Here is a 16,781-nt window from a genome sequence, read left to right on the forward strand (position 1 = left end):
TGGCTAATGGAATCTGCGTGCGCGCGGGGCCGTTCTTGCGGCCGCCGCTGCGCTTATTCTCTTGCCTCAGGCGCCGACGGGAATCGGGCGCGCTGCCGGAGTCTGGCTGGCGATGCCTGCCTCGAACTCCGGACGGAAATATTTCATCGCACTGCCCAGCGGCTCGACGGCACCCGGTGCGTGGGCGCAGAAGGTCTTGCCTGGGCCGAGGAAGCTGACGAGCTGCTCCAGTGTCTCCAGGTCGCCCGCCTGGCCTTCACCGCGTTCAAGGGCACGGAGGACCTTTACGCTCCAGGGCAGGCCGTCTCGGCATGGGGTGCACCAGCCGCACGACTCGCGCGCGAAGAACTCCTCCATATTGCGGAGCAGGGAGACCATGTTGATGCTGTCGTCCACGGCCAGCGCGAGGCCGGTACCCATACGGGTGCCCACCTTGGCGATGCCGGCGGCGTACATGGGAGCGTCCAGGTGTTCCGGGAGCAGGAAGCCGGTGCCGGCACCGCCGGGCTGCCAGGCTTTCAGCTTGAAGCCATCACGCATCCCACCAGCGTAGTCTTCGAACAGCTCGCGAGCAGGAACGCCGAAGGGCAGTTCCCAGAGACCGGGGTTCTTCACCTTGCCGGAGAAGCCCATGAGCTTGGTGCCCATGTCTTCGCTGCCCGGGCGGGCGAGGGTCTTGTACCAGTCCACGCCGTTGGCGACGATCGCCGGCACGTTGCACAGTGTCTCGACGTTGTTGACGCAGGTGGGCTTGCCCCAGACGCCGACTGCGGCGGGGAAGGGCGGCTTGGAGCGCGGGTTGGCGCGGCGGCCTTCCAGCGAGTTGATCAGCGCGGTCTCTTCACCACAGATGTAGCGGCCTGCGCCGGTGTGGACGAAGAGTTCGAAATCGAAGCCCGAGCCCAGGATGTTCTTGCCCAGCAGGCCGGCGGCCTTGGCTTCATCGATGGCGCGGTTGAGGTTGCGCGCTGCGTCGACGTACTCACCCCGCAGGAAGATGTAGCCGCGATAGGCCTTGAGGGCGCGGGCGCTGATCAGCATGCCTTCCACCAGCAGGTGCGGCAGCTGTTCCATCAGCATGCGGTCCTTCCAGGTGTTGGGCTCCATTTCGTCCGCGTTGCACAGCAGGTAGCGGATGTTCATGGATTCGTCGGCCGGCATCAGGCCCCACTTCACACCGGTGGGGAAGCCCGCACCGCCGCGGCCCTTGAGGCCGGAGTCCTTTACCTGCTGCACGATGTCGGCCTGGGCCATATCGGTCAGGGCCTTGCGAGCGGCGGCGTAGCCGTTCTTCTGCTGGTATTCGTCGAGCCACACCGGCTGCGCGTCTTCGCGCAGGCGCCAGGTCAACGGATGGGTTTCTTCGCTGCGGGCGATTCGGTTGGCCGGGCCAATGGAGGTGAGGGTCTTCATTGGTAGGCCTCCAGCAGCTTGGCAACGCCGTCAGGTTGTACGTCGCCGAAGGTGTCGTCGTCGATCATCACGGCCGGGGCCTTGTCGCAGTTGCCCAGGCAGCAGACCGGCAGCAGGGTGAACCGACTGTCGGTGGTGGTCTGGCCGAGGCCGATGCCGAGCTGCTTCTGCATTTCGGCAACGACGGACTCGTGGCCGCCAACGTAGCAGGTCATGCTGTCGCACACGCGGATGACGTGGCGGCCGACCGGCTGACGGAAGATCTGGCTATAGAAGGTCGCCACGCCTTCGACGTCGCTGGCGGGGATGCCGAGGATCGCACCAATGGCGTCAGCGGCGCCGTCCGGCACCCAGCCACGTTCCTTCTGGACGATCTTGAGGGCTTCGATGGACGCCGCACGCGGGTCCTCGTAGTGATGCATTTCGTGCTCGATGGCCGAGCGCTCGGTTTCGCTGAGTACGAAACGGTCGGTCTGGATAAGGGTGCTCATGATCAGCGGTCCACGTCAGCCATTACGAAGTCGATACTGCCCAGGTAGGCGATCAGGTCTGCCACCATGCTGCCGCGGATCACCGAGGGAATCTGCTGCAGGTGGGGGAAGCTGGGCGTCCGGATCCGGGTGCGGTAGCTCATGGTGCTGCCGTCGCTGGTCAGGTAGTAACTATTGATGCCCTTGGTCGCCTCGATCATCTGGAAGGCTTCGTTGGCCGGCATGACCGGGCCCCAGGAAACCTGCAGGAAGTGGGTGATCAGGGTTTCGATGTGCTGCAGCGTGCGCTCTTTCGGCGGCGGCGTGGTCAGCGGGTGGTCCGCCTTGTACGGGCCTTCCGGCATGTTCTTGAGGCACTGGTCGATGATGCGGATGCTCTGGCGCATTTCTTCCACACGGACCATGCAGCGATCGTAGGCGTCGCCGTTATGGGCCAGCGGAACTTCGAACTCGAAGTTCTCGTAGCCGGAGTAGGGGCGTGCCTTGCGCAGGTCGAAGTCGCAACCGGTGGAGCGCAGGCCAGCACCGGTGACACCCCACTCCAGGGCTTCCTTGGTGTTGTACTGCGCGACGCCGATGGTACGGCCACGCAGGATGCTGTTTTGCAGGGCGGCCTTTTCGTACTCGTCGAGGCGCTTGGGCAGCCATTCGACGAACTCTTTCACCAGGCCATCCCAGCCGCGCGGCAGGTCGTGGGCGACGCCGCCGATGCGGTACCAGGCCGGGTGCAGGCGGAAGCCGGTGACGGCTTCGATGACCTTGTAGGCGCGCTGGCGGTCGGTGAAGGTGAAGAACACCGGGGTCATGGCGCCGACGTCTTGGATATAGGTACCCAGGAACAGCAGGTGGCTGGTGATTCGGAAGAACTCGGCCATCATCACGCGGATGAAGTCGACGCGCTGCGGCACCTTGATGCCGGCGAGCTTCTCGACCGCAAGCACGTACGGCAGGTTGTTCATCACGCCGCCGAGGTAGTCGATACGGTCGGTGTACGGAATGAAGCTGTGCCAGGACTGGCGCTCGGCCATCTTCTCGGCGCCGCGGTGGTGGTAACCGACTTCCGGCACGCAGTCGACGATTTCTTCGCCATCCAGCTGCAGGATGATGCGGAAGGCACCGTGGGCGGAGGGGTGATTCGGGCCGAGGTTGAGGAACATGTAGTCCTCGTTCTCGCCGTGGCGCTTCATACCCCAGTCTTCCGGGCGGAAGCGCGCGGCTTCTTCTTCAAGCTGGTGCTTGGCCAGGGTCAGGCTGAAGGGATCGAATTCGGTGGCGCGCGCCGGGTAGTCCTTGCGCAGCGGGTGACCTTCCCAGGTGTTGGGCATCATGATCCGCGACAGGTGCGGATGGCCGGCGAAGGTGATGCCGTACATGTCCCAGACTTCCCGCTCGTACCAGTTGGCGTTGGGCCAGATACCGGTGACGGTTGGAAGGTTGAGGTCGCCCTCGGACAAGGCGACTTTGATCATCACGTCACTATTACGCTCCAGCGACATCAGGTGGTAGAACACCGTGAAGTCGGCATTCGGCAAGCCGCGGCGCTGGGTACGCAGGCGCTCGTCGACGCCATGCAGGTCGTACAGCATGACGTAGGGGCGCGGGAGATTGCGCAGAAACTTGAGGACGTCGATCAGCTTGTCGCGGGCGACCCAGATCACCGGCATTCCGGTTCGGGTCGACTGGATGGTCAGGCTTTCGGCGCCAAAGCGGGAATTGAGCTCTACGACGACGTCTTGGTCGTCAGCCTTATAAGGCGGAATAGACAGAACGGTGTCTGCAGTCATGGTCTCGGTCGCTATCGGTCAACGTAAAGAATGAGCCTGGGGTCTTCCGGAGAAGAGCAGGCTCAGACTTCGTCGGGGCTGCGCAGGTTGGTGACCTGAATACGCTGTTCGCGGCGCTTTTCTCGCTCGGAGGGCATGTCGGCGCGGTACACGCCTTGGTCCCCCACGACCCAGGATAGTGGGCGGCGCTCCTGGCCGATGGATTCCTGCAGCAGCATCAGGCCTTGCAGGAATGCCTCCGGGCGGGGCGGGCAGCCGGGAATGTAGACGTCCACGGGAAGGAACTTGTCCACGCCCTGAACGACCGAGTAAATATCGTACATACCGCCGGAGTTCGCGCACGAACCCATGGAGATCACCCACTTGGGCTCCAGCATCTGCTCATAGAGGCGCTGGATGACCGGTGCCATCTTGATGAAGCAGGTGCCGGCGATGACCATGAAGTCCGCCTGGCGCGGTGATGCACGAATGACCTCTGCACCGAATCGCGCGATGTCGTGCGGCGCGGTGAAGGCAGTGGTCATCTCCACGTAGCAGCAGGAGAGGCCGAAGTTATACGGCCACAGGGAGTTCTTGCGACCCCAGTTGACTGCTCCGTTGAGAACATCCTCGAGCTTGCCCAGGAAGATGTTCTTGTGCACCTGATCTTCTAGCAGCGGGTCGGAAACGGTCTCCCGTTCGCCGATCGGATACTGCTCGTAAGTGGCATCCGGATCGATCCGAGTAAGTTTGTATTGCATTGCCAAAGCCTCATTGTTTTAGCTTCGCCTGCCGCTTGCGACGACCTTCGGGAGCCCAATCGAGCGCCCCGATGCGCCAAAGGTAGACAAGACCTGCCAACAGAATTGCTATGAAAATGGTTGCTTCGATAAACCCGGCCCAACCGCTTTCACGGACGGAAACGGACCAAGCGAAGAGAAAGAGGGCTTCGACGTCGAAGATCACGAAAAGCATCGCGACCAGATAGAACTTTGCGGAGAGGCGGAGGCGGGCAGTGCCGGTGGGAAGCATGCCTGATTCGAAGGGGTCGTTCTTGCTACGACCGATGGCCTTGCTGCCGAGCAGGCTGGAGACGCCGATCATGAAGGCGCAGAGGCCGACGACACCCAACAGGAAAACAGCGAAACCCCAGTTGTGGGAGATGATGGCAGTAGCTTCCGACATGCCGGAACTCCTTAGTCAAGGAACGGCGTTCACTTGCGTTTAAAAGGTTTAATGCCGGGCCTCATTGAGACCCCGGCAATCGATTCGGACAATTTTATGCCCGACCGGGTGTGCAAGTAAATTTTTCAGGCCAAAAAATTGCCCGCGCAGCCGGATTTTCGACCTCTCGATCCTTTGCAAGCTAGCAACCATCGGTGTTCCAGCGTTTTCTTAGGCTATGGTCGGATTGCGGCCTTATGTCGCAGTGAGGACCCTGAAAAGTAGCAAATGATAGTCATTAGCGTTTGATTGGTGGTTAATTAGTCACTACACGTGAGTTGCTCGGTAGAACTTGGAAATTACCGCGGAAAATATGCTCAGGACATTCCTAAGTTGCTCTTCGAGCCGTTTTCATAATTGCGACAATTCCATTTATTTTTGTTCAGGCCGAATTGCGAAAGAGGAAAAAGAGGCCGGCCCTGGTGAGCCGGCCGAAATCCTTGAGGGGATTCAGAGCAGTCGACGTCCGTCTTCGCGGGTAATGATCACGGTGGAGGAGCGTGGCCGCTTGCCCGGGCCGTCTGGCCAGGTGCTGAGCAGGTTGGTGGCGGTGGACCCTTCGCCGGGGTGCTGGATGTTGACGAATAGTGTGCGGAAGTCGGGCGTTGCGCTTATGCCGGTCACCTCGGCACCCAGGGGGCCGACCAGGAAACGCTTGAGCTCACCGCTGCGAGGGTCGGCCACCAGCATTTGGTTGTTGCCGAAGGGGCCGGCGCTGAGTTGGCTGCCACTCATATCGGTCTGGATCCAGAGCCGCCCCTCGTCGTCGAACCAGAGTCCGTCCGGGCTGGCAAGGATGTTCTGCGCGCCCAGCGGCTTGCCATTGGGTCCGCGACTGTCTGTCTCGGGGCCAGCGAGTAGGAAGATGTTCCAGTCGAAACGGCTCCCGGCGTGGTCGCGGCTGTTTTCGCGCCAGCGGATGATGTGACCAAAGGCGTTGGCCGGACGCGGGTTGGCGGCATCGGCCGTGGTACGGGCCGTGTTGTTGGTGAGGGTGAAATAGACCTCGCCATTGTCCGGGTTGACTGCACCCCATTCAGGACGGTCCATGCGGGTGGCGCCGACAGCGTCAGCGGCCTGACGGGTATTGATCAGCACCTCGCCCTGGTCGGCAAAGGTGACACCCGCTGCCAGGCACGCCTTGAGGAAGTTGCGATCATTGATATCGAGTGGCAGCCAGTCGCCGCTGCCGTCGGCATTGAAGCGGGCGACATAGAGCGTGCCATCGTCGAGCAGGCGGCCGTTGGCCTGGCCAGGGCGGTATTTGTCGCGGCTGACGTACTTGTAGATGTACTCGTTCTGCGAGTCGTCGCCGGAATAGCAGACTACCGGGCGTCCGGGCTTCACCGGGGCGAAGATAAGGCCTTCATGGGCGAAACGGCCCAGTGCGGTGTGCTTGACCGGGGTGGAGTCGGGGTCGAAGGGATCGATCTCGACTATCCAGCCGAAATGGTTCGGCTCGTTGCGATAGTCGTCTTTTGCGTCGGCTGCCTTGCGAGTGGCATCGAAGCGCTCGAACTCGTCACCCGCGAGGGTTTCCCAGCCAAAGCGGCTGCTGCTGCGCAGGCCGTAGCGTTTTAGCTCGCGCGGCAGGTCGGTGTCGCGAGTGGCAAAGTAGCCGGCCCAGTTCTCTTCGCAGGTCAGATAGGTGCCCCAGGGCGTAAAGCCGTTGGAGCAGTTGTTCTGGGTGCCCCGAGTGGCGGTGCCTTGGGGGCTGTAGCGGGTTTTCAGTAGATTGTGGCCGCGTGCCGGGCCGCTGATTTGCATCGGTGTCGCGGCAGTTATGCGGCGGTTTCGACGGCTCGGCACCACTTCCCATTCGCCACGTACATTGCGACGGATTTCCACTACCGAAACTCCGTGGGCATTGATCTCCTTGCGTACTTCGTCGGCGATGGTGCGCTTGCCGTCGACGACGGTCGGGCCGTTGGGATGCAGCAGCGGGGCGTCTATGTACTCGTGATTGAGCACCAGCAGGCCGTGGTCGGAGCGCATGCCTGGCCCGCGGCGGGCGTCTATTGGGAAAAAGTGCATGCCGTCATGGTGCATGCCGACCTGTTCGGCCTGGTCCTGGGCGCTGTTGCTGGCATCCTCGGCAAAGGCCGGATAGCGGCCGGTGATTGGGGTTCCCCATGGAATGAACGCAGTGGCTTTGTAGCCCGGCGGCACGCTGATGGTATCGGCGCGGCCGGTGGGGATGGCCTCGAATGGCAGGCGAGAGCGCGGCTTGAAAGGAAAATCGCTGGTTTGGGGCTCGGCGGCCGTCGCATCGCCTGGAACGGCTGCGCCGAGGAAGGCCAGGGCGCTCATGGTGGCGCCACCGATCAGTACCTGGCGACGATTGAGGCTCCCGATCAGATCGTTGATGTGGGGATTGTTGGTGGTGTTGCTGGGCGGCTCATCGCCGTTACCAAAGAGCACGGCGTTGTCGTTGTAATCGTTCAAGGCGAGTCTCCAAACAGGCAAATCGACGGAGACCTGACGCTAATTGTCGAAAGCGACGGAACGGTTACAGCGGGATGGAGATACTGTTGCGCGGGATTTGGCGCACGTTTTCAGTTGCGTACCAGGGCTTGGTCGTCTTGCCGGATTGCGAAGATCAGCGCGCCGCCTTCAAGTTGCTTGATTACCCGGTCGCGATCGGCGCTGGACAGCACCAGGCAACCATAGCTCCGCCCCGGCACGCCGTGTTGGCGAATGAAGTCTTCCTCCATGTAAGCGTTGGCGTGGATGACAATGGCGCGTTCTTCAGCGTTGCTGTTGCTTGGCGAAAGGCCCGCCAGGCGCATCGAGCGTCCGTGGCCCGGTTCTTCGCTGTCGAACACCTGGGCTGTGCGGAACAGGCCGAGGGAGGTAGCGCGGCTACCGGGGTCGTTGGAGAAGTGGTCGGCCTTGCCGTCATGGTCCGGGTCCGAGCCCTTGCCGTGGGCGACGCGGAAATTCCCGAGCAGTGCGTGGCTATGGCTGTCGAAGAGGTAGAAGCGAGGCAGCGTGGAGGAGCGACCGTAGTCGACTACGGCGAAGTGTGGGTGCTGGCTGCTTTTCAATTCGTCGAGGATTTCGTCCAGCGATGGCTGGGAGATCAGTGTCTCCAGGTCGCCTGCGCGTAGAGCGGGGGAGATCAGTAGCAGAATCAGGAGCAGGACTCTCGGCACGGCCAGGTCTCCAAGGGATTGTTTTGACCAATTCTAAGTGGGTGCGCCAGGGAGGCAACTTCTAAGTCTTCAGCCTAATTTTGGGCTGGCCCGTCCGGCTGAAGTTCATATCGTTTCGTTGCGCCAAAGAAAAACCCCGGTGCATGCACCGGGGTTTCTGACTTGCCATGTCCGGTCGATGCGTGGTCGACCGGTGGCAGTTCCTCTTAGTGGAACTGGTTCATGGTGTTGTCTTTACCGCTCGCTTTCAGAGCTGCTTCGCCGGCGAAGTACTCTTTGTGGTTGTCGCCGATGTCGGAGCCAGCCATGTTCTGGTGCTTGACGCAGGCGATACCCTGACGCAGTTCCTGACGCTGAACACCCTTCACGTAGGCCAGCATGCCCTGGTCGGCGAAGTAGCCTTTGGCCAGGTTGTCGGTGGACAGGGCCGCAGTGTGGTAGGTCGGCAGAGTGATCAGGTGGTGGAAGATGCCGGCGTGGGCCGAACCATCACGCTGGAAGGTACGGATCTTCTCGTCTGCAACCTGGGCCAGCTCGGTTTCGTCGTATTCGACGCTCATCAGCTTGGCGCGGTCGTAGGCGGAAACATCTTTGCCTTCAGCAACGAATGCATCGAACACTTGCTGACGGAAGTTCAGGGTCCAGTTGAAGGACGGGCTGTTGTTGTAAACCAGCTTGGCGTTCGGGATGACCTGGCGGATGCGGTCAACCATGCCTTTGATCTGGCCAACGTGGGGCTTCTCGGTTTCGATCCACAGCAGGTCGGCGCCGTTCTGCAGCGAGGTGATGCAGTCCAGGACACAGCGGTCTTCGCCGGTGCCTTTGCGGAACTGGAACAGGTTGCTCGGCAGGCGCTTCGGACGCAGCAGCTTGCCGCCGCGGTTGATGACCACGTCGCCGTTCTGCAGGTCGGATGCGTTGATTTCGTCGCAGTCCAGGAAGGAGTTGTACTGGTCGCCCAGGTCGCCCGGTTGCTTGGTCACGGCAATCTGCTTGGTCAGGCCGGCACCCAGCGAGTCGGTACGGGCTACGATCACACCGTCGTCAACGCCCAGCTCGAGGAAGGCGTAGCGAACAGCGTTGATCTTGGCGAGGAAGTCTTCGTGCGGAACGGTCACTTTGCCGTCCTGGTGGCCGCACTGCTTCTCGTCGGAAACCTGGTTCTCGATCTGGATGCAGCAGGCACCGGCTTCGATCATTTTCTTGGCCAGCAGGTAGGTGGCTTCCGGGTTACCGAAACCAGCGTCGATGTCGGCGATGATCGGCACTACGTGAGTTTCGTAGCCGTCGATCTGAGCCTGGATCTCGTCCTGTTTGACCTTGTCGCCAGCGGCGCGGGCAGCGTCCAGGGCGGTGAAGAGCAGGTCCAGCTCACGGGCGTCAGCCTGGCGCAGGAAGGTGTAGAGCTCTTCGATCAGGCCGGAGACGGCAGTCTTCTCGTGCATGGACTGGTCGGGCAGCGGGCCGAAATCGGAACGCAGCGCGGCAACCATCCAGCCGGACAGGTAGAGGTAGCGCTTGTTGGTGGTTTTCAGGTGCTTCTTGATGGAGATCAGCTTCTGCTGACCGATGAAGCCGTGCCAGCAGCCCAGGGACTGGGTGTAGACGGAGGCGTCGGCGTCGTACTCGGCCATGTCCTTGCGCATGATGGCCGCGGTGTACTTGGCGATATCCAGACCGGTCTTGAAGCGGTTCTGGGCGCGCATACGGGCAACCGACTCGGGGTTGATAGCGCTCCAGCTGTTACCGTTCGCTTCTTTCAGAGCGGCAATGGCCTTGATGTCGTTTTGATAAGCGGACATGGTCAATCCTTCAAAGTGTGTATGTGGTTGAGCACCGACTTTCCCACTCAAAAACCTGCGTTCTGAAGGTTATTGCGGGTTGCTCACCGCAGCGCGTCGAAGGACCGACTGGAGAGTGATGTAGCTGGAGGAGGGGTGACTGACTGCAGACGCTCGCGAAATCGATGGGTGGTTTTGCGCTCGTCCATCACTTGCCGGTTCGTGGTAACCGTTGGGCGATTTGCCGGGCACTGCCTTCGATCTTGCGATTGTTGCGGGTGCTTCCCCGTCCCTCAGGACAACCTCGTTCCAGTCGCAACCTCGTCGCACTGCCTTATGGGCTGTTACAACACGGATCGGCTCGGCTGGTTGGCTGGGAGCGCGACCCGGAGGCCCTGTTCAGGGCCCCTGGCTAGCGGGAGCGAGGCCATCATGCTCTTTCAAACAGTCGTTCGTCAAACGTTTTGTAGTGTTTTTTTTCGACTACTACATAATACTTTAGGTGGAGACTGGTCGGTCTGAAAGTGCGCGATCAGTCGACCGCGTCGACCTTGAGTCGCAGGGTCATGTCTTCGCGGCCCTGGGTGGTGCGGCGGCGCAGGAAGCCGCTTTGGTCAGACTGGCTGTCTTCGTTCACGGCGCCGATGGTGATCCACTCGCCGAGGCGACCGCTGACCTTGGTGTCTGTGCTTTGCACGTCGATCACACCTGGCTGACTGTTGTTCAGACGGTCGCGATTGCTGCTGATGCTGACGTGCACCAGCTCACCAGTGAGGGTGGCGGTGACGTAAAAGCCGCGGGTCACGTTGCGGTATTCCGTGTTGCTGTAGACCTCACCGTAAGGTCCGCTGCTGGTGGTGGTGATGGGGACGCTCTGGCCGACCTGGATCAGCGCTGGGTAGCCCTCGGTGGTCTGCACTTGTTGCACGCCACCGCCACGGCTGTCGGTACTGCGGCGAATGATGCGCACCTGGTCACGCCCATGGACTTCGCCACGACCAGCCTGCACGTCGACGCCGCCAACACTGGCAGAACCATTGACCGCATAGCCCTGATCGCTCTGGAAGTTGCTGTCGCTGGTGTCGACACTGATCAGCAGGCGACGGGGGCGGGTGTCGAGTTGATCGAGGAGGTTGCGCAGTTCGCTGATCTTGGCCGGCTCAGCGTTGACTATGAGTTGGTTGCCATAAGCGCTGACGCGGCCTTCGTTGCCCAATACCGACTGCACCATCGGAAGGAGCTCGTCCGCCGTGCGATAGCGCAACTGGATGAGTTCCGTCGCTGCCTGCAGGGGCAGGCACATGAGCAGCAAGAGGGCAGCAAGCAACGCGCGTGACGTCATATCAGGAAGCTCCGCAAATCGGGATCGGTAATGCTCAGGTCCCAGGCCTGGTCGAAGCGGGTCTGCTGCAGCCGGGTCCTTCCGGGGTCGTTGTAGAGGGTGTAGCCGACATACTGCTCGGGCTCAGGGCGTACGAGGAGTCCGCGATCATCTGCTATCAGGTACGCCAGGTCCTCTGAAGGATGGTCGGGGTTGATCCGGCGAATCTGGAAATTGCTGGAAATGCGCCGGCTGAGACTGAGCAGGCGATGGCCCTCTTTCACCGCGCGGCTCAAGTCGCGCACGAGAATGCGCACCTGGCATTTCGGATCGCTGACCAGCAGGCGGGTGCAGGCCTGCTGGATGGCGCTGTTGTGGTAAAGCCAGGGCTCGAGGTCCGGGCTGTATAGGCAGAGCCGGCGGCGTGCCTGTTGCATCAGTGCTAGGGCGTGTGCGCGGGCCTCGTCTGGATTGCTGAAGCGTTCGAGGCGATCGTGGGTGCCGAGACTGAAAGGGGCGGGTTCCCATTCGGGCGCTTCAGCCTGCAGCGGAGAAGGGTTGTGAACGCTGAAGCGCCCCGGCGACTGGAACTCAATGGCCGGCAGTTCGACTTCGTTCTCAGTGCTTTCCGGGGCGTTTTCGTTCATCTTGGCCTCTATTGGCTTTCGCGCACCATGTCCACGTGGGGGATGCCTGCTTCGAGGAACTCGCTGCTGACGATCTTGAAACCGTGGCGCTCATAGAACGCGGTGGCGTGGACCTGGGCGGAAAGCATCTGGCGCTTCAGGCCACGTCGTTCGGCTTCGGCGATGGCCGCCTGCAGCAGGCGGTCGCCAACCTTCAGCCCGCGCCAATCCTTGAGCACCGAAACACGGCCGATGTGGCCATCGGGAAGCAGGCGGGCGGTGCCGATAGCATAGTCCCGCTCGAAGGCGAGAAAGTGCACTGCGTCCGCATCTTCGGTGTCCCACTCAAGTTCCGGTGCGACGGACTGCTCGGCGATGAATACGGCCTCACGGATGCGGCGCAAGTCGGCATTGTCCTTTTGCCAGTCGGCAACGCGGACGTGTATCTCACTCATCGGCAAACTCCAGACTTCCTTGCTTGACCAGTTCGAGAAGAAGCTTACGCCCCTCGTCATCGGCCAGCCATTGGCCGAGATTTTCCAGGTGCAATGCTTCAGCGGCGCAAATCAGCTTCAGCAATTCGCGCAGGCTGCCCGGCAGGAGACGGCTCTGGCCGCTGGCGAAAAGCACCAGGCCAACGTCGACTTCAGACCAGGCCAGGCGCGCACTGGGGTTGCGGATCAGCACCGCGCCATCTTCGATCGCGCTGAGGAAATCCTCTTCCTCCACTTCAGCGCCGGCCACCAGTTCCGGGTAGCGCGGCTCGGTCATGAACTGGCCGAACCAGGTGAGCAGCAGACGCTCGTCGCTCATGTGCTCGTTGAGCAGGGATTTGAGGCGATCAAGTGCATCGCGCTGGATCTCGTGCGGATCGCTCGTGGGGGCCGCGCCTGCATCGCTGTAGCGCTCTTCGTCCGGCATGAACTGGGCGAGGAAGTCAGTGAAGTGGGTCAGCACTTCGGCGGCGCTGGGAGCGCGGAAGCCCACGGAGTAAGTCATGCAGTCGTCTTCGGCAATGCCGAAATGCGCGAGGCGCGGTGGCAGGTAAAGCATGTCGCCCGGTTCCAGAACCCATTCCTCGCTCTGCTGGAAGTCGGCGAGGATGCGCAGGTCTGCGTGGGGCAGTAGGGCGCTCTCGGCATCGCACATCTGGCCGATCTTCCAGTTGCGGCGGCCATGGCCTTGCAGCAGGAACACATCGTAGTTGTCGAAGTGCGGGCCCACGCCGCCGCCCGGCGCGGCATAGCTGATCATCACATCATCGATGCGCCAGCTTGGCAGGAAGCGGAAGTGTTCCAGCAATTCCGCGACTTCCGGAACGAATTGGTCGACGGCTTGGACCAGCAGGGTCCAGTCGCGCTCGGGCAGTTTCTGATAAGTGTCTTCGGCGAATGGGCCGCGGCGCAGTTCCCACGGGCGCTCGCCATGTTCAAGTACCAGGCGCGACTCCACTTCCTCTTCCAGGGAAAGGCCGGCGAGCTCGTCAGGGGAAATGGGGCTTTCGAATCCGGGAATCGCCTGACGGATCAGGAGCGGCTTCTGTTGCCAGTAATCGCGTAGGAATTCACGCGCGGTAAGTCCGCCCAAAAGTTGAAGAGGAATATCAGGATTCATGTCTAAGCCTTTGAAATAAAAACGCCCGGCACAGCCGGGCGTGCACTGGTTCTAAACCGATCAGATGCGCTTGGCCTGGGCTACGGCGTTACCGATGTAGCTGGCGGGAGTCATTTTGCGCAGTTCGGCCTTGGCCTCGGCCGGAATATCCAGGCCGTCGATGAAAGTCTGCAGCGCTTCGGGGCTAATGCCTTTGCCGCGAGTCAGTTCCTTGAGTTTTTCGTACGGGTTCTCGATCGCGTAGCGGCGCATCACAGTCTGGATCGGCTCGGCGAGGACTTCCCAGCAGGCGTCCAGATCTTCAGCAATACGTTGAGCATTAAGCTCCAACTTGCTGATTCCCTTGAGGGTTGCTTCGTATGCAATGACGCTGTGAGCGAAACCGACACCGAGGTTACGCAGTACGGTGGAGTCGGTCAGGTCACGCTGCCAGCGGGAGATGGGCAGCTTGCTGGCCAGGTGCTGGAGCAGCGCATTGGCGATACCCAGATTGCCTTCGGAGTTTTCGAAGTCGATCGGGTTGACCTTGTGCGGCATGGTCGAAGAGCCAATCTCGCCGGCAATGGTCTTCTGCTTGAAGTAGCCGAGAGAGATGTAACCCCAGACGTCGCGGTCGAAGTCGATGAGGATGGTGTTGAAGCGCGCGACAGCGTCGAACAACTCGGCGATGTAGTCGTGCGGCTCGATCTGGGTGGTGTAGGGGTTGAAGGTCAGTCCCAGGTCGCCTTCGATGAATTCCCGGGCGTTGGCTTCCCAGTCGACGTCCGGGTAGGCGGACAGGTGGGCGTTGTAGTTGCCCACCGCACCGTTGATCTTGCCCAGCAGCGGTACTGCGGCTACCTGGGCGATCTGGCGCTCCAGGCGGTACACGACGTTGGCCATTTCCTTGCCGAGGGTGGTCGGCGAGGCCGGTTGGCCGTGGGTGCGGGAGAGCATCGGTACATCGGCGAAACGTACGGCCAGGTCACGGATGGCGTTGGCAAGCTGGCGCATCAGCGGCAGTACGACCTGGTCGCGGCCTTCACGCAGCATCAGGGCGTGGGACAGGTTGTTGATGTCCTCACTGGTGCAGGCGAAGTGGATGAATTCGCTGACCTTGGCCAGTTCGGGCAGCTTGGCAGCCTGCTCCTTCAGCAGATATTCCACGGCTTTCACATCGTGGTTGGTGGTGCGCTCGATTTCCTTGATGCGCTCGGCGTGCTCCAGCTGGAAGTCTTCGGCCAGTTTGTCGAGCAGAGCGTTGGCTTCAGCGGAGAAGGGCGCGACTTCCGGAATCCCGGCGTGGGCGGCGAGTCGCTGCAGCCAGCGGACCTCTACCTGGACGCGGAAACGGATCAGGCCGTATTCGCTGAAGATTGGGCGCAGTGCGCTGGTTTTGCCGGCGTAGCGGCCGTCTACGGGGGAAACCGCGGTGAGCGAGGAAAGCTGCATGAGTGCGTTCTCGGACAATCGGTCAACGAAAAGGGGCGCACATCATACATGGTTTTCTCTCTGCTCGCTGCTCAAGCGCCACGGTCGACGACACATGGCGCAGACGAGTCAGCCGCGCAGGAGTGGGTAAAGCTCGTTGAGCAACTTGCGGCGGCTGAACAACAGCTGCCAGCGGTTGCCGCCGAGCTGGCGCCAGAGACGGGCGGCGCGGATGCCTGTGAGGAGGAGGGCGCGAATCTTCGCGGCGTTGCTGGACTGCTGCAGGTGGCGCATGTCGCCGTGTACCTGGATGCGCTGGCGGAAAGTGCTCAGCGTGTCCTGGTAGAGGCTGGCGCAGGCGGCGATGACGTTGTCATGCACGAGGCCGAAGTGCTGTACCTGCTGTTGGATCTGGTCCAGGCGATTGCCGATGACTTCCAGCATGTCGCCGCGCTTGGCAAGCTGGCGCTCCAGGGTCAGCAGAGCCAGGGCATAGCGCAGGGGTTCTCGCTGCAGACTCGAGGGCTCCCGCTCGAGGGCGCTGGCCAGGGCCTTGTAGCCGTCGCGCAGGTTGATGTCGTCACCGCCGTATACGTCCAGCGTGTCCTTCGGGTCGCGGACAAGCAGGCTGCCGAGCATGCAGCCGAGTGGTGGCTCGCTGATCTGGCCGGTTTTTGCGATGCGGTCCACCAGGGCGGCCGCCTCGAAGACGGCGCCGAGTGCAACCAGTTGTTCTCGGGTCTGGTTCATGGACGTATCACCGCGGCATCCGAAGGCTCGGCGCTTTCGATCACGCCGCCACCGAGGCAGATTTCGCCGTCGTAGAAGACCACCGATTGTCCCGGGGTGACTGCTCGCTGGGCGTCGTCGAACACCGCAATGTAGCCGTCGGCGGTTTGTTCCAGGGTGCAGGGCTGGTCGCTCTGGCGATAGCGCACCTTGGCCTTGAGTTGCCGGGGTTGGCTGAGGTCGATTGGGTTCACCCAATAGATCTCCGAGACATTCAGCGAGCGCGAGTAGAGCCAGGGGTTTTCGTTGCCCTGGCCGACGATCAGTACGTTACGCGTCAGGTCTTTTGCCAGGACGTACCAGGGATCATCGCTAGCGTCCTTCATGCCGCCGATGCCCAGGCCCTGGCGTTGGCCGATGGTGTGGTACATCAGGCCGTGGTGGCGACCGATGACGTCGCCGTCGGTGGTTTCGATGTCGCCGGGTTGTGCCGGCAGGTACTGCTTGAGGAAATCGGTGAAGCGGCGCTCGCCAATGAAGCAGATTCCGGTGGAGTCCTTCTTGCGAGCGGTGGCCAGGCCGTACTTTTCGGCGATGGCGCGCACTTCGGGTTTTTCCAGTTCGCCTACCGGGAACAGGGTGCGGGCAATCTGTTCGCCGCCAACTGCGTGGAGGAAGTAGCTCTGGTCCTTGTTTGGGTCCAGGCCCTTGAGCAGTTCGGTGCGTCCGTCGGTGTCGCGACGGCGTACGTAGTGGCCGGTGGCGATCAGGTCGGCGCCCAGCGAAAGGGCGTAATCGAGGAACGCTTTGAACTTGATCTCGCGGTTGCAGAGGATGTCCGGGTTGGGCGTACGGCCGGCCTTGTACTCGGCCAGGAAGTGCTCGAACACGTTGTCCCAGTATTCGGCGGCGAAGTTCGCGGTATGCAGCTTGATGCCGATGCGGTCACAGACGGCCTGGGCATCGGCCAGGTCTACCTTGGCGGTGCAGTACTCGGTGCCGTCGTCTTCGTCCCAGTTCTTCATGAACAGGCCTTCGACCTGATAGCCCTGTTCAAGCAGGAGGAGGGCGGAAACTGAGGAGTCGACGCCGCCGGACATGCCGACTATGACGCGGGTATTGGCTGGATCACGCATGGGAATCTGCACTGGTTGTGTAAGCAAAAGCGGAATTCTAACAGAACCGGTTCGCGATCAGCGGGGCAAAGGCCCTGCTGCGTTGAAAGCAGGCTTTAGCTCACTAGATCGTAAGCAG

Annotated in this window: 15 protein-coding genes; all 15 read right to left on the minus strand. The window is 61.6% G+C overall.

Features of this window, described 5'->3' with window-relative positions; translation table 11 throughout:
* Positions 1 to 66: 66 nt before the first annotated feature.
* Positions 67 to 1,413, minus strand: a complete 1,347-nt coding sequence (nuoF, locus tag SA496_RS10390; RefSeq protein WP_120651298.1) for an NADH-quinone oxidoreductase subunit NuoF — start codon at positions 1,411 to 1,413, stop codon at positions 67 to 69.
* The gene (gene nuoE / locus SA496_RS10395) at positions 1,410 to 1,910 is read right to left on the minus strand and encodes an NADH-quinone oxidoreductase subunit NuoE (RefSeq protein WP_107504067.1); all 501 of its coding nucleotides are present in this window, start codon (positions 1,908 to 1,910) and stop codon (positions 1,410 to 1,412) included. The genes nuoF and nuoE overlap by 4 nt, the downstream gene beginning before the upstream one ends.
* Positions 1,907 to 3,688, minus strand: coding sequence for an NADH-quinone oxidoreductase subunit C/D (gene nuoC, locus SA496_RS10400; RefSeq protein ID WP_153922522.1), 1,782 nt, complete (start codon positions 3,686 to 3,688; stop codon positions 1,907 to 1,909). Before nuoC ends, nuoE begins: the two co-directional genes overlap by 4 nt.
* A gap of 62 nt (positions 3,689 to 3,750) precedes the next feature.
* Positions 3,751 to 4,428 carry a NuoB/complex I 20 kDa subunit family protein gene (locus tag SA496_RS10405; RefSeq protein ID WP_077524434.1) on the minus strand — a complete coding sequence of 226 codons (678 nt, stop codon included), beginning with the start codon at positions 4,426 to 4,428 and terminating at the stop codon, positions 3,751 to 3,753.
* Between the two features lie 10 nt (positions 4,429 to 4,438).
* Positions 4,439 to 4,852 carry an NADH-quinone oxidoreductase subunit A gene (locus tag SA496_RS10410; protein ID WP_077524433.1) on the minus strand — a complete coding sequence of 138 codons (414 nt, stop codon included), beginning with the start codon at positions 4,850 to 4,852 and terminating at the stop codon, positions 4,439 to 4,441.
* Positions 4,853 to 5,341: 489 nt separating this feature from the next.
* Positions 5,342 to 7,336 (minus strand): PhoX family protein, encoded by a 1,995-nt coding sequence (locus tag SA496_RS10415; RefSeq protein ID WP_330115378.1) that lies wholly within the window; start codon positions 7,334 to 7,336, stop codon positions 5,342 to 5,344.
* Positions 7,337 to 7,446: 110 nt separating this feature from the next.
* Positions 7,447 to 8,046: a murein L,D-transpeptidase catalytic domain-containing protein gene (locus tag SA496_RS10420; protein ID WP_330115379.1), complete on the minus strand. Its 600-nt coding sequence runs from the start codon at positions 8,044 to 8,046 to the stop codon at positions 7,447 to 7,449.
* Positions 8,047 to 8,252: 206 nt separating this feature from the next.
* Positions 8,253 to 9,848: an isocitrate lyase gene (locus tag SA496_RS10425; RefSeq protein ID WP_120651293.1), complete on the minus strand. Its 1,596-nt coding sequence runs from the start codon at positions 9,846 to 9,848 to the stop codon at positions 8,253 to 8,255.
* 511 nt (positions 9,849 to 10,359) lie between these two features.
* Entirely contained in the window at positions 10,360 to 11,169 is an 810-nt protein-coding gene (locus SA496_RS10430; RefSeq protein ID WP_330115380.1) for a secretin N-terminal domain-containing protein, read from the minus strand.
* Positions 11,166 to 11,795 (minus strand): DUF7931 domain-containing protein, encoded by a 630-nt coding sequence (locus tag SA496_RS10435; RefSeq protein WP_330115381.1) that lies wholly within the window; start codon positions 11,793 to 11,795, stop codon positions 11,166 to 11,168. The genes SA496_RS10430 and SA496_RS10435 overlap by 4 nt, the downstream gene beginning before the upstream one ends.
* An 8-nt stretch (positions 11,796 to 11,803) precedes the next feature.
* Positions 11,804 to 12,229, minus strand: coding sequence for a GNAT family N-acetyltransferase (locus tag SA496_RS10440; protein ID WP_028628738.1), 426 nt, complete (start codon positions 12,227 to 12,229; stop codon positions 11,804 to 11,806).
* Complete coding sequence (locus SA496_RS10445) at positions 12,222 to 13,388, minus strand: ribosomal protein uL16 3-hydroxylase (protein WP_120651290.1); 1,167 nt, start codon at positions 13,386 to 13,388, stop codon at positions 12,222 to 12,224. The genes SA496_RS10440 and SA496_RS10445 overlap by 8 nt, the downstream gene beginning before the upstream one ends.
* A gap of 60 nt (positions 13,389 to 13,448) precedes the next feature.
* Positions 13,449 to 14,819, minus strand: a complete 1,371-nt coding sequence (gene purB / locus SA496_RS10450; RefSeq protein ID WP_153922512.1) for an adenylosuccinate lyase — start codon at positions 14,817 to 14,819, stop codon at positions 13,449 to 13,451.
* Positions 14,820 to 14,927: 108 nt separating this feature from the next.
* The gene (gene hflD / locus SA496_RS10455) at positions 14,928 to 15,548 is read right to left on the minus strand and encodes a high frequency lysogenization protein HflD (protein WP_120651288.1); all 621 of its coding nucleotides are present in this window, start codon (positions 15,546 to 15,548) and stop codon (positions 14,928 to 14,930) included.
* Positions 15,545 to 16,663, minus strand: a complete 1,119-nt coding sequence (gene mnmA, locus SA496_RS10460) for a tRNA 2-thiouridine(34) synthase MnmA (RefSeq protein WP_330115382.1) — start codon at positions 16,661 to 16,663, stop codon at positions 15,545 to 15,547. Before mnmA ends, hflD begins: the two co-directional genes overlap by 4 nt.
* Positions 16,664 to 16,781 lie beyond the last annotated feature (118 nt).

Source organism: Pseudomonas sp. JS3066 (genome assembly GCF_036328175.1).
Classification (GTDB): Bacteria; Pseudomonadota; Gammaproteobacteria; order Pseudomonadales; family Pseudomonadaceae; genus Metapseudomonas.

Bases quoted from the DNA above. Each gene is read 5' to 3' on its own strand.
- nuoF (WP_120651298.1), bottom strand. From the start codon at position 1,413: ATGAAGACCCTCACCTCCATTGGCCCGGCCAACCGAATCGCCCGCAGC.
- nuoC (WP_153922522.1), bottom strand. From the start codon at position 3,688: ATGACTGCAGACACCGTTCTGTCTATTCCGCCTTATAAGGCTGACGAC.
- SA496_RS10405 (WP_077524434.1), bottom strand. From the start codon at position 4,428: ATGCAATACAAACTTACTCGGATCGATCCGGATGCCACTTACGAGCAG.
- SA496_RS10410 (WP_077524433.1), bottom strand. From the start codon at position 4,852: ATGTCGGAAGCTACTGCCATCATCTCCCACAACTGGGGTTTCGCTGTT.
- SA496_RS10425 (WP_120651293.1), bottom strand. From the start codon at position 9,848: ATGTCCGCTTATCAAAACGACATCAAGGCCATTGCCGCTCTGAAAGAA.
- SA496_RS10430 (WP_330115380.1), bottom strand. From the start codon at position 11,169: ATGACGTCACGCGCGTTGCTTGCTGCCCTCTTGCTGCTCATGTGCCTG.
- SA496_RS10435 (WP_330115381.1), bottom strand. From the start codon at position 11,795: ATGAACGAAAACGCCCCGGAAAGCACTGAGAACGAAGTCGAACTGCCG.
- SA496_RS10440 (WP_028628738.1), bottom strand. From the start codon at position 12,229: ATGAGTGAGATACACGTCCGCGTTGCCGACTGGCAAAAGGACAATGCC.
- SA496_RS10445 (WP_120651290.1), bottom strand. From the start codon at position 13,388: ATGAATCCTGATATTCCTCTTCAACTTTTGGGCGGACTTACCGCGCGT.
- purB (WP_153922512.1), bottom strand. From the start codon at position 14,819: ATGCAGCTTTCCTCGCTCACCGCGGTTTCCCCCGTAGACGGCCGCTAC.
- hflD (WP_120651288.1), bottom strand. From the start codon at position 15,548: ATGAACCAGACCCGAGAACAACTGGTTGCACTCGGCGCCGTCTTCGAG.
- mnmA (WP_330115382.1), bottom strand. From the start codon at position 16,663: ATGCGTGATCCAGCCAATACCCGCGTCATAGTCGGCATGTCCGGCGGC.